The organism is Mycobacterium sp. NTMscope_MAC_269 (genome assembly GCF_976985695.1).
This window is the reverse complement of sequence record NZ_OZ335668.1, coordinates 1,499,289-1,522,205: the sequence shown is the minus strand read 5'-3', so window position 1 is coordinate 1,522,205 and position 22,917 is coordinate 1,499,289. Positions and strand designations below refer to the sequence as shown.

Below are 22,917 nucleotides of genomic sequence, written 5' to 3'. Positions count from 1 at the left end.
GTCTCCGTTCTGGTTCGAGCGGCGTCAGCCACGATCGGAGCGGGACTCCTCGGGCGTCCAGGCCTGCGGCTGCCCAGGGTGGCCGGGGAAGAGGAAATCGATGAAAGCCGCTGCCGTGGGCTGAGGTTCGTGGTTTGCCAGGCCCGGTCGCTCGTTGGCTTCGATGAACGCGTAGTCGGCGCCGGTGACGTCGGGCACCAGTAGGTCGATACCGGTCACCGGGATGCCGATCGCCTCGGCCGCGGTCACCGCGACCCGGCACAGTTCGGAGTTCACCTGGGCGGTGACGTCGTGGATGGTGCCGCCCTGGTGCAGGTTCGCGGTGCGCCGCACCCGCAACCGGGTGCCCTGGGGCAGCACATCGTCAAGCTCCCAACCGGCTTCGGCGACGGTCGATTCCGTGAGGTCGTCGAGCGGGATGCGGGACTCGCCGCCGGTGGCCGCCGCGCGCCGCCGGCTTTCTGCCGCGATCAGGTCCCGCACGCTGTGCTCCCCCGTGCCGATGATCTCCGGGGGCATCCGCAACGCGGCGGCGACGACACGGCCGTCGATCACCACCAGGCGAAGGTCGTCGCCGGTCACCCGCTGCTCGATGAGCACGTCGGGGTACTGCTTGCGGGCGCGCGCCAGCGCGGCGGACAGATCGTCGGGCCCGTTGTCGGGAAGGACCCCGACCGTGATGCCCTTGCCCTGCTCGCCCCGCGTCGGTTTGACGACGACCTCGCCGACCTCCTTGAGAAAGGCGAAGTCGCTCTCGTCGAAGGTGGCCAGGCGGGCGCGCGGCACGGTGATGCCGGCCTCGGAGACGAGGCGCCGGGTCAACCGCTTGTCGTCGCAGCGGCACATGGCCACCGCCGAGGTGTATTCGGACAGCGACTCACGGGTGATGACGCTGCGGCCGCCGTGGGTGAGCCGCATCTCGCCGGTCTCGGCGTCGAGCACCTCGACCCAGATCCCGCGGCGCAGCGCCTCGTCGGCGATGATCCGGGCATACGGGTTGAGGTCGTCGACGGTCTCCGGCGGCGGGCTGAACAGCGGCTCGTTGATCGCGTTCTTGCGCTTGATCGCCAGCACCGGGACGCGGCGGAAACCCAGTTTCTCGTAGAGGCCGATGGCGGCGGCGTTGTCGTGCGCCACCGACAGGTCCATGTAGGCGCGGCCCGCGTCGCGGAAGTGCTCGGCCAGCGCCCGGGTCAGGGCCGCGCCGACCCCCGGCAGCCCGGCGGCCGGGTCGACGGCCAGGGTCCACAGGCTCGACCCTTCCTCCGGGTCGTTGAACAGCAACTCGTGGTCGACGCCGGTGACGGTGCCGACGACGGCGCCGTCCTCGTCGCGCACGGCGAGCAGATATTTCACCGCCGGCACGTGCTGATGGTTGTCCCAGATGACGTCGACCCCGGCCGGGACCATCCCGCAGCGCACGTACACGCGGTTCATGGCGTCGGCGTCGATCGGATCGTTGAGCGTGCGCACCGTCACGCCCAGCGGAGACGGCGGCGAGTTCTTCTTCTTGCCGGTGAAGCGCAGCCGGTAGGTGTGGCTGGGGTCGATGAAAAGCTCCGTCGGCGCCTCGGCGACCACGACGTGGGATTCGCGGGCGTAGATGCAGATGTCGCGCCGGCCGGGCCCCTCGCGCCGCAGCGCCTCGACCAGCTGCTGGGAGTCGGCGAAGGTCTGCCCGAAAATCAGTCGGCCCCAACCCAGTTCGAGCTCAACATCTTTGGCCATCGCGTCGACCAGCTCCGGCGGCGAAGCGTCGTGCAGGCCGAGCGTGATCGCCTCGGTGTGGTCGCCGGATGGATCGACCACGGTCATGCAACCGGCCCCGTGACGCCGTGCCGCTGCAACCACAGCTCGAGCAGGGCGATCTGCCAGAGCTCGTTGCCGCGCAGCGGGGTCAGTTTGCCGTTGGGATTGGCCAGCAGGCCCTCGACCGCTTCCGCGCGAAACAGGCCGCGCTCCTTGGCAACCGGCGCGTAGAGCGCGTCGCGGACCATATCCAGGTAGGGCCCTTCGAGATGGGTCAGCGCCGGAACCGGGAAGTAGCCCTTGGGCCGGTCGATGACCTCCGACGGAATCACCCGTCGCGCAGCCTGTTTGAGGACGCCCTTGCCTTCGTAGGCGATCTTGAGCTCCGGCGGGCAGGTCGCGGCCAGTTCCACGAGCTCGTGGTCGAGGAACGGAACGCGGCCCTCGAGCCCCCACGCCATCGTCATGTTGTCGACCCGCTTCACCGGGTCGTCGATCAGCATCACCGTCGTGTCGAGCCGCAGCGCGCGGTCGACGCCGGTTTCGGCGCCGGCCTGCGCGAAGTGCTCGGTGACAAAGCGGCCGCTGGGGTCGCCGGGCGCCATGATGCCCCGCCCCAGCAAGCCGGCCATCTCGGCCGAATCGCGGTCGAAGAAGGCACCGCGGTACTCGGCGACCGCACCGTCGAGCGACGCGGCGGCCGGTGAGCCCATCGGCGGGTACCAGTGGTAGCCGGCGAACACCTCGTCGGCGCCCTGGCCGGACTGCACGACCTTCACGTGGCGCGCCACTTCCTGGCTGAGCAGATAGAAGGCGACGCAGTCATGGCTGACCATCGGCTCGCTCATCGCACCGATCGCCCCGTCGAGGGCGGGCAGCATGCGGTCGGTCTCGATCCGAATCTGGTGGTGGTCGGTCTCGAAGCGCTGGGCCACGATGTCGGAGTACTGGAATTCGTCGCCCTTGACCCCACCCGCCGACTCGAATCCGATGGAGAACGTCGACAACCCGTGCTGCCCCGCCTCGGCGAGCAGGCCCACGATCAGGCTGGAGTCCACGCCGCCGGACAGCAGGCAACCGACCGGCACGTCGGCGACCAGGCGGCGCTTGACCGCCAAGCGCAGGGTTGACAGCACGGCGTCTTCCCAGTCGCGCTCCGACCAGTCCGCGCGGTCGGCGTGCCGGGTGAAGTCGGGCGCCCAGTAGGTGGTGACGGTGCGCCTGCCGTCGGGCTCGATCGCGACCAGCGACGCGGGCGGCACCTTGCGGACCCCGCGCAGGATGGTGTTCGGCGCGGGCACCACCGAATGGAAACTCATGTAGTGGTGCAGGGCGACCGGGTCGATGCGGGTGTCGACGCCGCCGCCGGCCAGCAGGGCAGGCAGGGACGAAGCGAACCGGACCCGGTGGCTGTCCTCGGTCAGGTAGAGCGGTTTGATGCCGAGCCGGTCGCGCCCGAGCAACACCCTCCCGCTGTCACGCTCGACAATGGCGAAGGCGTACATGCCGAACAGGTGGCTGACGAAGTCGTCGCCCCACCGGTGGTAGGCCTTGATCAGAACTTCGGTGTCGCTGTGCGAGAAGAAGCGGTAGCCGTACCCGCTGAGTTCGCTGCGCAGTTCCTTGTAGTTGTAGATGCAGCCGTTCCAGGCGATCGATAGGCCCAGTTCGGAGTCGACCATCGGCTGCGAGCCGGCCTCGGTCAGGTCGATGATCTTGAGGCGACGATGACCGAGCGCGACCCGGCCCTGCGACCAGGCGCCGCCACTATCCGGGCCCCTCGGCGTCAGCACGGCGGCCATCGCTGAGACCGCCGCTACATCGGGCGCCCGCCCGTCGAGTCGTACCTCCCCGGTGACTCCGCACACCTCTTTGACCCTACCGGTGCCCGATTCGGCGCGCGCGTGACGTCCGCCAAATGCGCTGCAACGGCCCATCAACGCCCGCGATCAACGTGTGGTGATCACCGTGATCGACGGGATTGTGAGGTGGCTCGCAGCGTCGCGCGCAGAAGGTCGCGGAGCGCTTCGCCGTACATCTCGACCGACGCCGCCGTGAGCATTTCGTGGTGGGTGGAGTCGATCGCGTGCACCCGGATCTCGCCGGACGCGTAGGGCGCCCAGGATCGGGACAGTCGCGCGCCGCGATCGTTGTTTTGTCGCTCCGCGGAAAACACGGTGATGTCACCCTCGAAGCGTCCGGGCTGGTGGTCGCGATAGAGCTCGAGGTTGTCGTTGAGATTTCCCAGCAGCAGCGCGAAAAGCGGTTTGCTGTGCGGGCCACCGTTGTCGCCGTTCCCGTCGGGGCCGATGTCGTTGGCCCGCAACACCTCTTCGAGTACCCGCCGCTCGCCCAGGGCGTGCTCGGGCAGGGCGGTGCCGCCATCGAGGCCCGCATCGATGCCGGGCTGCGCGTCGAGGAGGATAAGGCGGCCGATCACGCATCCGCGCCGCTGGAGCTCGATGGCGATCTCGTGGGCCACCACCCCGCCGAACGACCAGCCCAGGAGGTTGTAGGGGCCGCCGGGATAGGCGTCCTGGATCCGGTCGGCATAGGTTTCAGCCATGGCCCGGATGGACCCGGGGCCGGCGTCGCCGTTGCGCGGGATCTGCTGGATCCCGACGATCGGGCAGTCGAGGTGGCTTCCGAGGACTTGATACGGCCAGCTCACCCCGCCGGCGGGGTGCACGCAGAACAGCGGGACACCGTCGGCGCCCTGCTTCAGGGTCTGCACCGGGACCACCTCGTCGGCGTCCGTGGTGGGTGTGCGCAGCCGCTGACCCAACGCCGTGACCGTGGGCGCGTCGAACAACGTACGCACCGGGAGGTCGGCACCCAGACCGGCGTTGACGGCCGCGATGAGGCGCATCGCGGAAATGCTGTCGCCGCCCAGGTCGAAGAACGAGTCGTCGACGCCGACCCGCTCCACGCCCAGCACGTGGGCGAAGGTCGCGGCCAGCGCCTCCTCGACGGCGTTCGACGGGGCCCGGTACCGGCTGCCGGTGTACTCCGCCGCGGGCAGGGCGCGGGTGTCGAGTTTGCCGTTGGGTGTCAGCGGCAGGGCGTCGAGCGCGACCACGGCCGCCGGCACCATGTAGCCCGGGAGACGCTGGGCCAGCGCGGTGCGCGCCTCGGCCGGGTCGGCGGTTCCGGTGATGTAGCCGACCAGGCGTTTGTCGCCCGGGCGGTCCTCGCGGGCGATCACCACCGCCTGGACGACGTCGTCCAGTGCGGCCAGCGCGGTCTGGACTTCGCCGAGTTCGATGCGGTAGCCGCGGATCTTGACCTGCTCGTCGGCGCGGCCGAAGTACTGCAGCTGCCCGTCAGGGCGCCAGCACACCAGGTCCCCGGTGCGGTACATGCGCTCGCCCGCCTCGCCGAACGGGCACGCCACGAAGCGCGACGCGGTCAGCCCGGACCGGCCGACGTACCCCGCCGCCACCCCGGATCCGGCGACGTACAGCTCCCCCACGACGCCCGCGGGCACGGGACGCAGCCACGCGTCGAGCACGAACAAGGCCGCGCCGTCCACCGGCGAGCCGATCGGCGGGGTCCCCGATCCCGCCATCAGGGGCGCGCTGATCGCCACGCACATGGTCGTCTCGGTCGGGCCGTAGGCGTTGACCATCACCCGTCCCGGCGCCCAGCGGTCTACCACCTCGGGCGGGCAGGCCTCCCCGGCCATCACCAGCGACACCGAGTCCAGCGCCTCGTGCGACAGCATCGCCACCGCCGACGGGGTCTGGGTCAACACGCTGACTTCTTCGGCGGCCAGTAGGGCGTGGAAGTCCTGCGGGGAGCGCGCCACCGACTCGGGCACGACGACCAGCCGCCCGCCGCGCAGCAGCGCGCCGAAGATCTCCCAGACCGAGACGTCGAAGGCATACGAGTGGCTTTGCGTCCACACCCCCGCGCGCGGCAGCCCCGCATCCAGCGGCTCCAGCAGCTGCGTCACGTTGCGATGGGTGATAGCAACGCCCTTGGGGACGCCGGTGGTGCCCGAGGTGTAGATGATGTAGGCGACGCCGTCGGCCGGAGGCGCCGGCAGCGGCGCGCCCGCGCCGGTGTCGATCGGTGCGTCCTCGATGTCGATGACCGTCAGGTCGCATCCGTCGAGCCGCGAGCGCAGGCCCGTGGTGGTGACGGCCGCGACCGGCGCGGAATCCTTGAGCATGAAGCGGATCCGGGTGGCCGGCGCCGCCGCGTCGATCGGCAGGTAGGCCGCCCCGGTCTTGAGCACCGCCAGGATCGCCACGATTGCCTGCGCCGATCGCGAAAACAGCAGCGCCACGGACTGTCCCGGGCCCGCGCCGTGGCCGGCCAGCAGGTGCGCCAGCCGGGTGGCGGCGTCGTCGAGTTCGCGGTATGTCATCGACAGGTCGCCCCAGCGGACCGCGACCGCGTCCGGGGTCTGGGCCGTGTGCGTGTCGAACAACGCCGTGATCGACGGCGGCTCGGGCGCCGGCCGGGCCAACACCGCCCGGTTGCCGACCTCGTCCAGGCGCACGCGTTCGGACGCGTCGAGCAGGTCCACCGACGAGAGCGGCCGGGCCGGGTCGGCGGTCATTGCGGCCAGTACCCGCTCGAGCCGCTCGCCCAGCGCGCCGACGGTCTGCGCGTCGAAGACGCCGGCGTCGTATTCGACCCGGAATCCGATCTCCTCGCCGGACAGCGCGGCTTGCATCGTCAACGGGTAGTGGTTGCGCTCGAACATGTGGACGTCGGTGATGCCCAGCTCGTGGTCGACGGCCATCGCCGAGGTGTCCAGCGGGTAGTTCTCGTAGGCGAACAGGGTGTCGAACAGCTTGTCCTGACCGGTGATTCGGTGGATCTCGTTCAGCGCCAGGTGCTGGTGATCGAGCGTGTCGGTGTGCGCGCTCTGCAGCTGGGTGAGCAGGTCGGCCGTGGTGGTCGCCGCCGTGATGCGCGCGCGCACGGGGACGGTGTTGATCATCAGGCCCACCATGGAGTCGGCGCCGGGCACCTCGGCGGGCCTGCCCGAGACGGTGGTGCCGAAGGCGACGTCGTGCTGGCCGGTCAGCCAGGCCAGCAGTTGCGCCCACGCGGCCTGCAGCACGGTGCTGACCGTCGTGTGGCTCGAGCGGGCCAGGTCGCTGAGCGCGGCCGTGATTTCCGCGGAGACCGCGAACGATTCGACGCCCCGGGCGCCCGGTTCCAGCTGTTGGGGCGGGCCGACGAGCGTCGGGGTGTCGAAACCGGCGAGCACCTCGGCCCAGGCCGCGCGCGCGGCGTCGAGGTCGCGCTCGGCCAGCCAGGCGACGAACCTGCGGTAGGGCGGGGCCGCGGGGAGGCGCTGCGCGGTGTAGCAGGCGAACGTCTCGTTCAGCAGGATCGGGACCGACCAGCCGTCGAGCACGATGTGATGAATGGTGAGCACCAGCCGGTGCCGGTCGGGTGCGGTGCGGATCAGCACCGCCCGGGCGGCGGGTTGCTCGGCCAGGTCGTAGACCGCGGTGCGTTCGGCCGCGCACAGGCGCCGGATCTGCTCCTCGGGCTCGGAGCCGTTCGCGGCGACCTCGAGGTAACGCCAGGCCATCGCCGGGTCGGCCGGGATGATCTGTACCGGCTCGTCGAACTGGTCGCAGAACCGTGCGACGAGGTGCGGGTGCCGGGTGATCACGGTGTGCATCGCCTCGCGCAGCCGGTCACCATCGATCGGACCGGCCAGGCTGAGGTCCAGCTGCACCACGTAGAGGTGATCGCCGGAGCCGCGCGTGGTGTTGGCGTGGAACAGCAGCCCCTCCTGCAGCGGGGTCAGCGGCAGGATGTCGGCGATCCGGTGGTCCCGCTCGAGCTGGTCGATCTGCGGCTGGTGCAACCGGGCCGGCAGCACATCGGTCGGGGTCAATCCGCCGCCGCCGGCGCGCACATGCGCACAGATGCCGGCCAGCGCCTCGAACCACAGGGTGCTGAGCCGGGCCACCTGCTCGCGGTCGAGCGCCGAGGGCGCCCACGTCCAGGCGGCGTGCAGCTGGGGGCCGTCCTCGGTGTCCATGGTGCCGGCGTTGAGGTCCACGGTGTGCATCAGCGGCATGGGGACCGCGGTGCTGGCGGCGGTGGCCGGCGAACCGTCTCGGCTGATCCGCCACAGCTCGTCGGAGAGCTCGGCGGCTCCTCCAGCTTTCAAGCCGCCCAGCCGGCCGAGGTAGTTGAACCCGATCGTCGGGTCGGAGCCGTCCAGGTCGACGCCGTCGTTCAGGTAGCGCAGCAACCCGTAGGTCAGCGGGTCGGGCAGGGCGCGCAGCTGCTCCTTGGCGTCCTTGATCAGCGCGCCCAGGATCGGCGCGCCGGAAACGACGTCGGCCCACGACAGGCCGCCGACGTTGAGGGCCACCGGGTATTTGGTGGTGAACCAGCCCACGGCGCGCGACAGGTCGACCCCGGCGGCCAGGTCCTCGTCGCGGCCATGGCCCTCGACGTCGATGCCGAGCGGCGTGCCGGCAGAAACCTTGGAACCCAAAAACTCAGCCCAGGCCAGCGCGAACCCGACCAGCAGGATGTCGTTGACCCCGGCGTGGAAGGCCGCCGGCGCCGCGCCAAGCAGCGTGCGGGTGGTCTCGACGTCCAGCGTCGCCGACAGGTTCTCCGCGGTCTCGTAGGTGTCCAGCGTGGGGCGCACCGCCGGCAGCGCGGGCGGGGTAGCCGCCACCCGCCGCCAGGCGTCGGCCTGCTCGAGCACCGCCGGCGCGCGTGCGTGGTCGGCCAGCAGCGCGGCCCAACGCGCGAACGAGGTGCCGCCCGCGGGCAGCGCCACCGGCTGGCCGTGGTGGTGCTGGCCCCAGGCGATGTTGAGGTCCTCGAGCAGGACCCGCCAGGACACGCCGTCGACGGCCAGGTGGTGAATGATCAGCACCAGCTGGCCGGTGGGGGCGACCCAGAGCGCGCTGAGCATCACCCCCGCGGCCGGGTTCAACCGCGACCGCGCCTCGATGACCGCCGCGTCGGACAGTTCGTCCACCGAGAGCACCCGGTGGGCGGCGTCCACCGAACCCGGCTCGGGCACCTGAAGCGACCACTCACCCGCGTCGTCGTCGACGCGCAGCCGCAGCATGGCGTGCCGATCCAGCAAGGCCTGCAACACGGTCACGACATCGGTCTCGGTGACCCCGGCGGGCGCCTGCAGCACCATCGTCTGGTTGAACTGATCGATCGGACCGTCCACACTGCGCAGCCAGCGGATGATCGGGGTGGCGGTGATCGCGCCGGTGCCCTCGTCGACCACGCCGTCCTCGCCGTCGGCCACGCCGGCCACCCGCGCCAGCCGGGCGACGGTCTGCTCGGTGAAGATGTCGCGCGTCCGCAGCACCAGGCCGGCGGCCCGCGCCCGGGTCACCACCTGCATCGAGGAGATGCTGTCCCCGCCCAGGTCGAAGAAGGAGTCGTCGGCGCCCACCCGCTCGACGCCCAGAATCTGGGCGTAGATGCCGGCCAGGGTCTCTTCGACCGGCGTCTCCGGGGCGCGATACCGATCGGCGTCGGTGTAGTCGGGTGACGGCAGCGCCCGCGCGTCGAGCTTGCCGTTGGGGGTCAGCGGCAGCGCGTCGAGCGCCACGACGGCCGCCGGGACCATGTAGGCCGGAAGGTGATCGGTGAGCCGGGCGCGCAGCTCGACGGGGTCCGCTCCCCCGGTCACGTAGCCGACCAGACGCAAAGCGCCGGGACGGTCCTCGCGCGCGACGACGGCGGCCTGGTCCACCCCGTCGAGGGCGGCCAGGGCCGAGCGCACCTCGCCGAGCTCGATGCGGTAGCCGCGGACCTTGACCTGGTCGTCGGCGCGGCCCAGGTACTGCAGCTGCCCGTCCGCACCCCAACGCACCAGGTCGCCGGTGCGGTACATCCGCGATCCTGGCGCCCCGAACGGGCAGGCCACGAACCGCGACGCGGTCAGTTCCGCCCGCTTCCAGTAGCCGCAGGCCACGCCGGCGCCGGCCACGTACAGCTCGCCGACGACGCCGTGCGGCACGGGCCGCAGGGATTCGTCGAGCACGAACAGTCCCGCGCCGGGCACCGGGGATCCGATGGGCACGACACCGGTCCCGGCCTCGAGCGGCGCGCTGACGGCCGCGTACACCGTCGCCTCGGTGGGGCCGTAGGCGTTGATCATCGCCCGGCCCGGCGCCCACCGGTCCACCAGCTCCGTCGGGCAGGCCTCGCCGGCGACCACCAAGGTGGCCGACTCCAGGCCCTCGGGCGACAAAACATCCGCCGCCGACGGGGTCTGGCTGATGACGGTCACCTGTTCGTCGACCAGCAGCGCGTGGAAGTCGCCCGGCGACCGGACCACGGAGTCGGGCACGACCACGAGCCGACCGCCCCGCAGCAGGGCGCCGAAGATCTCCCAGACCGAGACGTCGAAGGCCAGCGAATGCCACTGCGACCACACCCCGGCGCGCGGCAGCCCCGAGTCCCCCGACGCCAGCAGCTGGGCGACGTTACGGTGGCTCACCGCAACGCCTTTGGGCACGCCGGTGGTGCCCGAGGTGTAGATCAGGTAGGCGATGTCGTCCGCGCTCGGCGCCGGCAAGGCGGTGCAGGGCTGGGCGTCAACCGCCGGGTCGTTCACGTCGATGACGACGACGTGATGGCCGTGCAGCCGGGTGGCGAGATCGCCGGTGCTGATCGCGGCCATGGGCGCGGCGTCGGAGAGCATGAAGCCGATCCGCTCGGCGGGCAGAGCGGGGTCGATCGGCAGGTACGCCGCGCCAGCCTTGAGCACCGCCAGGATCGCGACGATCGCGTCGGCCGACCGTCCGAACAGCAGGGCCACCCGCTCGCCGGGGCCCACGCCGAAGCCGGCCAGCCGGTGCGCCAGGCGGTTGGCGGCCTCGTCGAGTTCGCGGTAGGTCCACGAGCGGCCTTCGTAGCTCAGCGCCGCCGCATCGGGGGTGCGGGCCGCCTGCGCGGCGAACAGCGCGGGGATCGACGCGTGCGTGGTCGCGGGTGCGGTCAGCACCGCGCGGTTGCCGAGGGCGTCGAGGCGGGCGTGCTCGGCCGCGTCGAGCAGATCCACCGACGACACCGGGCGGGTCGGATCGGCGGTCATCGCCGTCAGGACGCGCTCCAGCCGCCCGATCAGCGCCCGGATGGTGTCCGCGTCGAACACGTCGGTGCGGAACTCCACGCGCCCGCCGATGCCGGCGGGCTCGTCGCCCTCGGTCCAGCGTTCGGCCAGCGAGAACACCAGGTCCATGCGGGCCACCTGGGTGTCCAGCGGGATCGAGGTGACCCGCACGTCGCCCAGGGCCAGCCCGGCGCCGGGGTCGCCGTCCTGGCCGGCGAAGTTCTGCCATGCCAGCATCACCTGCACCAACGGGTGATGCGTCAGGCTACGCGCCGGGTTGACGCGCTCGACCAGCACCTCGAAGGGCACGTCCTGGTGCTCGAACGCCTCGAGGCTGCGGGCCCGCACCCGGGCGAGCAGGTCGGTGAAGCTGGGATCGCCGGCCAGGTCGACCCGCAGCACCAGGGTGTTGACGAAGAAGCCGACCAGCTCGTCGAGCGCGGGGTCGCGGCGTCCGGCGATCGGGAACCCGACGGCCACGTCGGTGCTGGCGCTGATCTTCGACAGCAGCACCGCCAGGGCGGCCTGCACCACCATGAAGCTGGTGGAGTTGTACTCGCGGGCCAGCCCGGCGACCTGCTGCTGCAGGTCGGCCGGCCAGTCCACCTCGACGGCCGCCCCGCGCTGATCGGCGATCTGCGGGTAGGGCCGGTCGGTGGGCAGCTGCAGCCGCTCGGGCATGCCGGCCAGCGCATCCTGCCAGTAGGCGAGCTGCCCGGCTATGCGGCTGCCGGTGTCGGCGAGTTCGCCGAACTGGTCGCGCTGCCACAGGGTGTAGTCGACGTATTGCACCGGCAGCGGCTCCCAGTCGGGGGCCTGCCCGGCGCAACGACTGGCGTAGGCCATGCCCAGGTCGCGCACCAGCGGCCGCAGCGACCAGCCGTCCGCGGCGATGTGGTGCACCACGGCCACCAGCACGTGTTCGTGCTCGGCGACGCGGAAAAGCGAAGCGCGCAACGGGATTTGGGTCGCCAGGTCGAAGGTTTCGGCGGCGGCGATGTCGATGGCCTCGCGTAGCCGGGCGGCCGACCACCGGCGGGCGTCGACCGTGCGCCAGCTGAAGTCGGCCCGCTCGGCCGGGAGCACCACCTGCTGGGGTGAGCCCTCTGGCGCGGCGAACACCGTCCGCAGGCTCTCGTGCCGTGCCACGACGTCGGCCAGCGCCGCGCCGAGCGCCGGCGCGTCGAGCCGCCCGTGCATCCGCAGTGCCGCGGCCATGTTGTAGACCGGGGACGGTCCCTGCAGCTGGTCGAGGAACCACAGCCGGCTCTGGGCGAACGACAGCGGGATCACCGCCGGGCGCGCGCCCGCCACCAGCGGCTCGAGCCGGCCCGTGTCCTCCCCGATGCGCGGCGCCAGCTGGGCGACGGTGGGCGCCTCGAAGATGACGCGCACGGGAACGCCGGTGTCCATGGCGCTGTTGATCGCCGCGATGACGCGCATCGCCGAGATGCTGTCGCCGCCCAGATCGAAGAAGGAGTCGTCGACGCCGACCCGCTCGACGCCGAGCACGTGGGCGTAGATGCCGGCCAGGATCTCTTCGGTGGGGGTGGTCGGCGAGCGATACCCGGCGGCGGAGTATTCCGGCGCGGGCAGGGCCCGGGTGTCGAGCTTGCCGTTGACGGTCATGGGCAGCGCGTCGAGCGCCACCACCGCCACCGGGACCATGTAGGCCGGCAGCTTCTCGGCCAGCTGGGCGCGGGCGTCGGCCGGGTCGGCGGCGCCGGTGAGGTAGCCGACGAGGCGCTTGTCGCCGGGACGGTCCTCGCGGGCGATGACGACGGCCTGGTCCACCCCGTCGAGGGCGGCCAGCGCCGAGCGCACCTCGCCGACCTCGATGCGGTAGCCGCGGATCTTGACCTGCTCGTCAGCGCGGCCCAGGTACTGCAGCTGCCCGTCCGCGCTCCAGCACACCAGGTCGCCGGTGCGATACATCCGCGATCCCGGCTCGCCGAACGGGCAGGCCACGAACCGCGACGCGGTCAAACCGGCGCGGCGCACATACCCGTAGCCCACGCCGCGGCCGGCCACGTACAGCTCGCCGACCACGCCCGCCGGCACCGGGCGCAGCCACCCGTCGAGCACGAACAGCGCGGCCCCGGGGACCGGCGAGCCGATCGGGGGCGCGCCCGAACCCGCGGCCAGCGGCGTGCTCGTCGACGAGAAGATCGTGGCTTCGGTCGGGCCGTAGACGTTGACCATCACCCGCCCGGGCGCCCAGCGGTCCACCAGTTCCGGCGGGCAGGGCTCCGCGCCGATCACCAGCGCCGCGGAATCCAAGCCCTGCGGTGACAGCATCCGCACCGCCGACGGCGTTTGGCTCAAGACGGTGACCTTCTCGGCGACCAGCAGGGCGTGGAAGTCCATCGGCGAGCGGGCCACCGAATCGGGGACCACCACGAGGCGCCCGCCGTGCAGCAGCGCACCCCAGATCTCCCACACCGAGAAGTCGAAGGCATACGAGTGGAACTGGGTCCACACCTGGTCGGCCGACAGCTGGACGCCGACGGTCTGCGCGTCGAACAGCCGGGTCACGTTGTGGTGGCTCACCGCAACGCCTTTGGGCATGCCGGTGGTTCCGGAGGTGTAGATGATGTGCGCGACGTGTTCGGGTGCCGGCGCCGCCAGCGCGGTGGCGGGCTGTCGGGCCACGGCGCGGTCGTGGATGTCGATGACCGCCAGGTCGGGGTGGCCGAGCTTGTCCGCGAGCGTGGCGACGGTGAGCGCGGCCATGGGCGCGGTGTCGCCGAGCATGAATTCGATGCGGGCCGCCGGCAGGGCGGGGTCGATCGGCAGGTAGGCCGCGCCGGTCTTCAGCACCGCCAGGATGGCCACGATCGCGTCGGCCGACTTTCCGAACAGCAGCGCCACGGACTCGCCGGGGCCCGCGCCGCGGTCAATTAACAAGTGCGCCAACCGGTTCGAGCGCTCGTCGAGCTCGCGGTAGGTGATGGACCGCCCCTCGAAGGTCACCGCCGGCGCGTGCGGCGCGCGCGCCGCCTGGGCGGTGAACAACTCCGGGATGGACGCCGGCGTGCTGGGCCGGGTCATGACCGCGCGGTCGCCCCACACGTCCAGGCGGTCGTGTTCGGCGGGCTCGAGCACGTCGATCGATGACAGCGGCCGCGCGGGGTCGGCGGTCATCACGGTCAGCACCCGCTGCAGTCGTTCGATCAGCGTCGCGATCCGTGCCGCGTCGAAGACGTCGGTGTCGTATTCGACTTGCAGCCGCATCTCCTGCCCCGGCTGGGCCTGCACCGTCAGCGGGTAATGGGTGGATTCGCGGCTGGTGATGTCGGTGACGGCGAGTTCGTGGTTGCCCGACAGGGCGCTGGCGTCGATCGGGTAGTTCTCGTAGGCGAACAGCGTGTCGAACAGCGTGTCCTGCCCGGTGATGCGGTGGATCTCGTTGAGCGCCAGGTGCTGGTGGTCGAGCGTGTGGTTGTAGGCGCCCTGCAGCTGGTCCAGCAGATCGGCGGTGGTGGTGGCTGCGGTGATGTTCGCCCGCACCGGCACGGTGTTGATCAGCAGACCCACCATGGTGTCCGCGCCGGCGATTTCGGCGGGCCGGCCCGACACCGTGGTGCCGAAGACGACGTCGCGTTGGCCGGTCAACCCGCACAGCAGTTGCGCGAAGGCGGCCTGCAGCACCGTGTTGACGGTGGTGTGGCAGGAGCGCGCCAGGTCGGCGACGGCCCGGGTGAGATCGGCGGGCAGCGCGAACGTCTCGACGCTTTGCCGCCCGAGCTCCGTGCGGTCCTGGGGCCCGACGAGGGTGGGGGTGTCGAAGCCGGCGAACACCTCGCCCCAGGCCGCGCGGGCGGCGTCGGGGTCGCGTTCGGCCAGCCAGCCGACGAAGCTGCGGTAGGGCGCCGCCGCCGGTAGCCGCTGGCCGTAGTAGGCGGCGAAGATCTCGCCCAGCAGGATCGGCATCGACCAGCCGTCGAGCACGATGTGGTGGTTGGTCAGGACCAGCCGGTAGCGCTCGGATGCGGTGCGCACCAACGCCACTCGGAACGCGGGCTGCTCGGCGAGGTCGCCGCAGACGGCGGCACGCTCGGCGGCGCACAGCCGCTGGATCGCCTCGTCGTTATCGGTGTGGCCGTCGAGTTCGATGTACTGCCAGGCCGGCGCGGGGTCGGCCGGGATGATCTGGACCGGCTCGTCGTAGCGGTCGCAGAAGCGGGCCACCAGGTTCGGATGCCGGGCGATCATGGTGTGCACCGCGTCGCGCAGGCGGTCCGGGTCGAGCGGGCCGGCGATGCTGATGTTCAGCTGTCCCGCATACAGGTCGTCGGTCGCCGGTGCGGTGTTGGCGTGGAACAACAGTCCCTGCTGGACCGGGGTCAACGCCAGCACGTCGGCGATATGGTGTTGCCGCGCAAGCTGATCGAGCTGCTGTTGGCTCAGGCGCGCGGGCGCGATGTCCGACGGTGTCAATCCGCCGCCGCCGGAACTCACGTGGGCGCAGATGCCGACCAGCGCCTCGAACCACAGCCGGCCCAGCCGGGTGACCTGCTCGTCGTCGAGCGCCGACGGTGCCCAGGTCCAGTTGGCGTGCAGCCGTGGGCCGTCCGCGGAGTCGACGGTGACCGCGTTGAGTTCGAGGGTGTGCATCAGCGGCATGGGTATCGAGGTGGCGGCGCGCGTGATCGACCAGCCGTCCGGCTCGGGCCGCCACATGTCCGCGGTGAGCTCGCTCGTGCCGCCCTGGCGCCCCAGGTAGTTGAACCCGATCGGCGGTTCGGCGCCGTCCAGGTCGATCTCGGGGTTGAGGTAGCGCAGCAGCCCGTAGGTCAGCGGGTCCGGCAGCGCCCGGAGTTGTTCTTTGGCGGCTTTGAGCGCGGCGCCGAGCGCGGCGCCGCCGGTGAGGACCTGCCCCCACGAGATTCCGTCCGCATGCAGCGCCGTCGGGTACTTGGTGGTGAACCACCCGACGGTCTGGGAAAGGTCGATGTCGCGGCCCAGTTCCTCGTGCCGGCCGTGGCCTTCGACGTCGATGCCGATGGCCGTGCGGCTGCCGAAGGATTCCGCGCACGCCAGCGCGAACGCGATCAGCAGGATGTCTTGGACGCCGGCATGGAACGCCGCCGGCACCTCGCCGAGCAACATCGCGGTGGTTTCGGCGTCCAGGTCCATCGAGAGGTGTCCGGCCGTGGCGAAGGTGTCCACGTCGGGGCACACCGCGGGCAGGGCCGGCGGGGTCGCCGCGGCCTTGGCCCAGCGCTCCGCCTGATCGACGACGTCGGGGTGGTGTGCACGCTGGGCCAGCTGCGATGACCATCGGGCAAACGAGGTGCCCGCGGCGGGCAACTCGACCGGCCGCCCGCTGTGATGCTGGGCCCAGGCGATGTTCAAGTCCTGCAACAGGATTCGCCACGAAACGCCGTCGACGGCGAGGTGGTGGACGATCACCACGAGCTGGCCGGTGGCGCCGGCCCACAGCGCGCTCAGCATCACCCCGGCGGCCGGGTTCAACCGCGACCGCGCCTCGATGACCGCCGCGTCGGACAATTCGTCCACGACGTGCAGGCACTCGGCGGCATCGATCGAGCCCGCCTCGGGCACCGTCAGCGACCATTCGCCGGAGCCCTCGACGCCGTGGTCATCGACGCGCAGTCGCAGCATGGCGTGGCGATCCAGCAGGGCCTGCAGCACCGTCACCACGTCGGCCTCGGAGACGCCGGCCGGCGCCTGGACCAGCATGGCCTGGTTGAACTGATCGACTTGTCCGCCAACGCTTTGCACACCGTGCAGCCAGCGGATGATCGGGGTGGCGGCCACCGGTCCGACGCCCTCGTCGATCACGGCGGCGTCGGCGTCGATCACCTCGGCCACGCGGGCCAGCCGGGCCACGGTCTGCTCGACGAAGATGTCGCGGGTCTTGCACACCAGGCCGGCGGCACGGGCCCGCGTCACCACCTGCATCGACGAAATGCTGTCGCCGCCAAGGTCGAAGAAGGAGTCGTCGACACCGACCCGCTCGAGCCCGAGCACCTGGGCGTAGATGCCGGCCAGGATTTCTTCCACGGCGGTGTCGGGGGCGCGGTATTGGTCGGCGTCGGAGTATTCCGGCGCGGGCAGCGCGCGGGTGTCGAGCTTGCCGTTGGGGGTCAGCGGCAGCGCCTGCATGACGACCACGGCGGCCGGAATCATGTAGCCGGGCAGCCTTTCTGCCAGCGCGGCGCGGACCGCGGCCGGGTCGGCAGTGCCGGTGACGTAACCGACGAGGCGCTTGTCCCCCGGCCGGTCCTCGCGGGCGACGACGACGGCCTGCTCGACGCCGTCCACCCAGGCCAGCGCGGCCCGCACGTCGCCGAGTTCGATGCGGTAGCCGCGGATCTTGACCTGCTCGTCGATGCGGCCGAGGTAGTCCAGTTGCCCGTCCGCGCGCCAGCGCACCAGGTCGCCGGTGCGGTACATGCGCGATCCGGGCGCCCCGAAGGGGCAGGCCACAAACCGCGACGCGGTCAGGCCGGCCCGCTTCCAGTAACCGCAGGCCACACCGGCGCCCGCGACGTACAGCTCGCCGACGACGCCGGGCGGCACCGGACGCAGCCATTCGTCGAGGACGAACGACGCGCCACCGGGCACCGGGGAGCCGATCGGCACCACCCCGGGTGAGCCTGCTTGTAGCGGCGCACTGATGGCGGCGTAGACCGTGGCCTCGGTGGGGCCGTAGGCGTTGATCATCACCCGGCCGGGCGCCCAGCGGTCCACGAGTTCGGCCGGGCAAGCCTCGCCGGCGACCACCAAGGTGGCCGATTCCAGGCCCGCAGGCGAGAGCGCGCCGGCCGCCGAGGGGGTTTGGCTGAGCACGCTGACCTGTTCGGAAATCAGCAATGCGTGCAGGTCTTCCGGTGACCGCGCCACGGATTCGGGAACCACGACCAGGCGCCCGCCCTGCAACAGGGCGCCGAAGATCTCCCAGACCGAGACGTCGAAGGCCAGCGAATGCCACTGCGACCACACGCCGGTGCGCGGCAGCCCCGAGCCCCCGGACGCCAGCAGCTGGGTCACGTTGCGATGGGTGACGGCAACGCCTTTGGGGACTCCGGTGGTGCCCGAGGTGTAGATCAGGTAGGCGAGCTGGCCCGGTTTTGGGGTCGGCAAGGCGGTTGCGGGCTGGGTGTCGAGGGCCGGGTCGTCGACCTCGATGACCGTGACGTCATGGTCGTCGAGCCGGTCCGCGAGACCGGCGGTGGTGAGCGCGGCGAGCGGTGCGGCGTCGGAGAGCATGAACCCGATCCGCTCGGCCGGCAGCGCCGGATCGATCGGCAGGTAGGCCGCCCCGGACTTGAGCACGGCCAGGATCGCGACGATGGCCTCGGTCGAGCGCGAAAACACAAGCGCCACAGTGTGTCCCGGGCCCGCACCGCGACCGGCCAGCAGGTGCGCCAGCCGGTTCGACGCCTCGTCGAGCTCGCGGTAGGTCATCGAGTGGCCGTCGCACACCAGCGCCACGGCGTCCGGGGTGCGGGCCACCTGCGCGGCGAACAGGGCCGGGATCGAGTCGGTCTCGGTCGCCGGGCCGGTGAGCGCCGCGCGGTTGCCGAGGGCGTCCAGCCGGGCGTGCTCGGTGTCGTCGAGCAGGTCCACCGACGACAACTCCCGCGTGGGGTCGGCGGTCATCGCCAGGAGCGCCCGCTGTAACCGGTCGATGAGCGCCGCGATGCTGTCCGGGTCGAAGACGTCGGTGCGGAATTCCACGGTGCCGCCGATTCCGGCGGGTTCACCTGTGTCGCTCCAGCGTTCGCCCATCGAGAACGTCAAATCCATTCGGGCGGTGTGGGTGTCCACCGGAATGGGGGTGACGTCGACATCGCCGAGGGACAGCCCGGCGGCGGGGCCGCTTTCCTGGCCGGCGAAGTTCTGCCAGGCCAGCATCACCTGAACAAGGGGGTGATGGGTCAGGCTGCGGGCGGGGTTGAGCCGCTCCACCAGCACCTCGAAGGGCACGTCCTGGTGCTCGTAGGCGGCCAGGCTGCGGTGGCGCACCTGGGACAGCAGCTCGGCGAAGGTGGGATCGCCGGCCGCATCGACCCGCAGCACCAGGGTGTTGACGAAGAACCCGACCAGCTCGTCGAGCGCGGGGTCGCGCCGCCCGGCGATCGGGAAGCCCACCGCCACATCCGAACTCGCGCTGACCTTCGACAGCAGCACCATCAGGGCCGTCTGGACCACCATGAAGCTGGTGGCGTGGTGTTGGCGGGCCACGTCGGCGATCCGCTGTTGCAGCTCGGCGGGCCAGTCGATCTCGACCGTGGCGCCGCGCTGGTCGGCGACCATCGGGTAGGGCCGGTCGGTGGGCAGCGGCAACCGCTCCGGCATGCCGGCCAGCGCGTCTTCCCAGTACGCCAATTGGGCTGCGATGCGGCTGTTGGGATCGTCGAGACCGCCGAACTGCGCACGCTGCCAGAGCGTGTAGTCGACGTATTGCACCGACAGCGGCGCCCAGTCGGGGGCGCGCCCGTCGCGCCTTCCGGCATAGGCCAACCCCAGATCACGGACCAGCGGCGCCAGCGACATTCCGTCGGCGGCGATGTGGTGAACCACGGCCACCAGCACGTGTCGGTCGTCGCGGATGTGGAAAAGCTCTGCCCGCAAGGGGATTTGGGCCGAAAGATCGAATGTGTAGCGTGCGGTGGCGCCGATCGCCTCCTCCAGTTGGTCTGTCGACCAGGCGCCGGCGTCGACGACCTCCCACCCGAAGTCTGCCTTGTCGGCGGGGACCACCACCTGCTGCGGCAGTCCCTCGGGGGCGACGAACACCGTCCGCAAACTCTCGTGGCGGGCCACCACGTCGCCCAGGGCGGCGCCCAGCGCGTCGGCGTCGAGCGGCCCGTCCAACCGCAGCGCGGCCGCCATGTTGTAAACCGGTGAGGGACCTTGCAATTGGTCCAGGAACCACAACCGGTTCTGCGCGAACGACAACGGCACCACCGCGGGCCGCTCGGCGGCCGTCAACGGGTCCAGCCCGCTGCCGCCCTCGCCGACTCGGGGCGCCAACTGGGCGATGGTGGGGGCCTCGAACACGACGCGCACGGCAAGGCCGGTGTCCAGGCTGGCGTTGATCGCGGCGACCAGGCGCATCGCGGAGATGCTGTCGCCGCCCAGATCGAAGAAGGAGTCGTCGATCCCGACCCGCTCGACGCCGAGCACCCCGGCGTAGACGCCGGCCAGGATTTCCTCGGTGGGCGTTTCCGGGGCGCGGTACTGACCGGCCGTGTATTCCGGTGTGGGCAGGGCGCGGGTGTCGAGTTTGCCGTTGGGCGTCAACGGAATGGCGTCGAGCCGGACCACCGCGGCGGGCACCATGAAGGCGGGCAGCCGTTCGGTCAGCGCGGCGCGCAGCTGGCCGGGGTCGGCGCTGCCGGTGACGTAGCCGACGAGTCGCTTGTCTGAAGGGCGGTCTTCGCGCGCGACGACGACCGCCTGCGCGACACCGTCGAATCCGGCCAGGGCGGACTGGATTTCGCCGAGTTCGATGCGGTAGCCACGGATCTTGACCTGTTCGTCGGCGCGGCCGAGGCATTGCAGTTGGCCGCTGGTGTCCCAGCGGACCAGGTCGCCGGTGCGATACATGCGGGTTCCGGCGCCGCCGAAGGGGCAGGCGACGAACCGTGACGCGGTCAGGCCGGGCCGGCCGACATATCCTGCGGCCACCCCGGATCCGGCGACGTACAGCTCACCGACGACCCCGGGCGGCACCGGTCGCAACGAGTCGTCGAGCACGAACAGCCCCGCCCCGGGGACCGGGGAGCCGATGGGGACCGGCCCGGTCCCGGCCTCCAGCGGTGCGCTGATGGTCACGCACATCGTGGTCTCGGTGGGTCCGTAGGCGTTGACCATCACCCGTCCGGGCGCCCACTGGTCGACGACCTCGGCGGGGCAGGCCTCACCCGCCATCACCAGTGACACGGAGTCCAGCCCCTCTGGCGAGAGCATGGCCACCGCCGATGGGGTCTGGGTCAACACGCTGACGTCCTTGGCGACCAGGACGTCGTGCAGGTCTTGTGGGGACGCCGTCACGGGCTCGGGGACGACGACGAGCCGCCCGCCGCGCAGCAAGGCACCGAAGATCTCCCACACGGAGACGTCGAACGCCAGCGAGTGGCAGTGCGACCAGACGCCCGCGGCAGGCAGTCCGGCGTCCAGCGATCCCAGCAGCTGGGTGACGTTGCGGTGGGTGATCGCAACACCTTTGGGGACGCCGGTGGTGCCCGAGGTGTAGATCAGGTAGGCGACGCCGTCAGTGCCCGGCGCGGGAAGGCCAGTTTCGGGCAGGGTATCGATGCGGGGGTCGTCGACGTCGATGACCGTCACGCCGCGGCCGTCGAACCGCTCGGCCAGCGCTGCGGTGGTGACCGCGGCGACCGGGGTGGCGTCGCCGAGCATGAATTCGATGCGCGAGTCCGGTGAGGACGGGTCGATCGGCAGGTAGGCCGCGCCGGTTTTGAGCACGGCCAGGATCGACGCGACGGCCTCGGCGGATCGCGAAAACAGTAGTGCCACAGTCTGTCCCGGGCCCGCGCCCGCGGAGGCGAGGCAATGCGCCAACCGGTTGGAGGCCTCGTCCAGTTCCCGGTAGGTCACCGACAGGCTGTCGCACACCAGCGCCACGGACTCCGGTGCCCGGGCCACCTGTGTGGCGAACAATTCCGGCACCGACACCGTCGCTGGTGCCGGCCGGGTCAAAACCGCGTTGTTGCCAAGCTCTTGCAAGCGGGCATGCTCGACGTCGTCGAGCAGGTCCACCGATGACAAGGGGTGGGCGGGGTCGGCGGTCATCGCGGTCAGGACCCGCTGCAAGCGTCCGATCAGCGTCTCGATGGTCGCCGCGTCGAACACGTCGGTGCGGAATTCCACGCGCCCGCCGATGCCGGCGGCCTGGCCGTCCTCGGTCCACCGCTCGGCGAGGGAGAACACCAGGTCCATGCGCGCCGACTGGTCCTCCACGGGTACGGAAGTCACGTCGAGGTCGCCCAGCGCCAGACCGGCGGCGGGGTCATCGTGGCCGGCGAAGTTCTGCCAGGCCAGCATCACCTGCACCAGCGGGTGATGTGTCAGGCTCCGGGTCGGGTTGACGCGCTCGACCAGCACCTCGAAGGGCACGTCCTGATGTTCGAAGGCCGCCAGGCTCTGCGCCTGGACGCGTTCCAGCAGTTCGGTGAAGCTGGGGTCGCCGGCCAGGTCGACGCGGAGCACCAGGGTGTTGACGAAGAAGCCCACCAGTTGATCGAGCGCGGGGTCGCGCCGGCCGGCGATCGGGAAGCCCACCGCGACATCGGAACTCGCGCTGACCTTCGACAGCAGCACCGCCAGCGCGGCCTGCACCACCATGAAGCTGGTCGCATTGTTTTCGCGAGCCACCCGGCGCACCTGCTGCTGCAGCTCGGCCGGCCAGTCGACGACGACGCTGTCGCCGCGCTGATCGGCCACCGGCGGGTAGGGGCGATCGGTGGGCAGCTCGAGCCGCTCGGGCATGCCGGCCAAGGCGCGCTCCCAGTACGCCAGCTGAGCGCCGATGCGGCTGTCGCCGTCCTCGAGGTCACCCAACTGGGTGCGTTGCCAGAGCGTGTAATCGATGTACTGCACCGGCAAGTCGGCCCAGCCGGGGGGACGTCCGGCGCACCGGCTGTTATAGGCCAGGCTCAGGTCGGCGCCCAGCGGCGTCAGCGACATGCCGTCCGCGGCGATGTGGTGTACCACAATCACCAGCAGGTGCTCGTCCTCGGCGACCGTGAAAAGCCGTGCACGAATCGGGATTTCGGCCGCCAAGTCAAAGGTGTGGCGTGTCGCCGCCTTGACGGCGTAATCCAGCTCGCTCGCCGGCCATCCGGTGGCATCGACGACGTCCCAGCCGAATTCGGCGTGCTCGACGGGCACGACGTCCTGCCGGGGCGTGCCTTCGTGCGACGGGAACAAAGTGCGCAGGCTCTCGTGGCGGCTCACCACGTCGGCCAGCGCCGCGCCCAGAGCCTCGGTGTCGAGCTGCCCGCGCAGCCGCAGGGCCGCCGCCATGTTGTACAGCGGTGAGGGACCCTGGAATTGGTCGATGAACCACAATCGGTTCTGCGCGAACG

3 protein-coding genes (1 of these 3 cut by a window edge) are annotated in these 22,917 nt (G+C 71.2%); all 3 read right to left on the bottom strand.

Annotation, left to right across the window (positions count from 1 at the left end; all coding sequences use genetic code 11):
- Positions 1 to 24: 24 nt before the first annotated feature.
- Entirely contained in the window at positions 25 to 1,815 is a 1,791-nt protein-coding gene (gene ngg / locus ACZ50Z_RS07100) for an N-acetylglutaminylglutamine synthetase (protein ID WP_464482901.1), read from the bottom strand.
- On the bottom strand, positions 1,812 to 3,617 hold the full coding sequence (locus ACZ50Z_RS07095) for an N-acetylglutaminylglutamine amidotransferase (RefSeq protein ID WP_464482900.1): 1,806 nt from the start codon (positions 3,615 to 3,617) through the stop codon (positions 1,812 to 1,814). Before ACZ50Z_RS07095 ends, ngg begins: the two co-directional genes overlap by 4 nt.
- A 95-nt stretch (positions 3,618 to 3,712) precedes the next feature.
- On the bottom strand, positions 3,713 to 22,917 hold the 3' portion of the coding sequence (locus ACZ50Z_RS07090) for a non-ribosomal peptide synthase/polyketide synthase (RefSeq protein ID WP_464482899.1). 12,001 nt of this gene lie beyond the right edge of the window; the window shows 19,205 of its 31,206 coding nt (coding positions 12,002-31,206); its start codon lies beyond the right edge, outside the window; the stop codon is at positions 3,713 to 3,715.

Bases quoted from the DNA above. Each gene is read 5' to 3' on its own strand.
- ngg (WP_464482901.1), bottom strand. From the start codon at position 1,815: ATGACCGTGGTCGATCCATCCGGCGACCACACCGAGGCGATCACGCTC.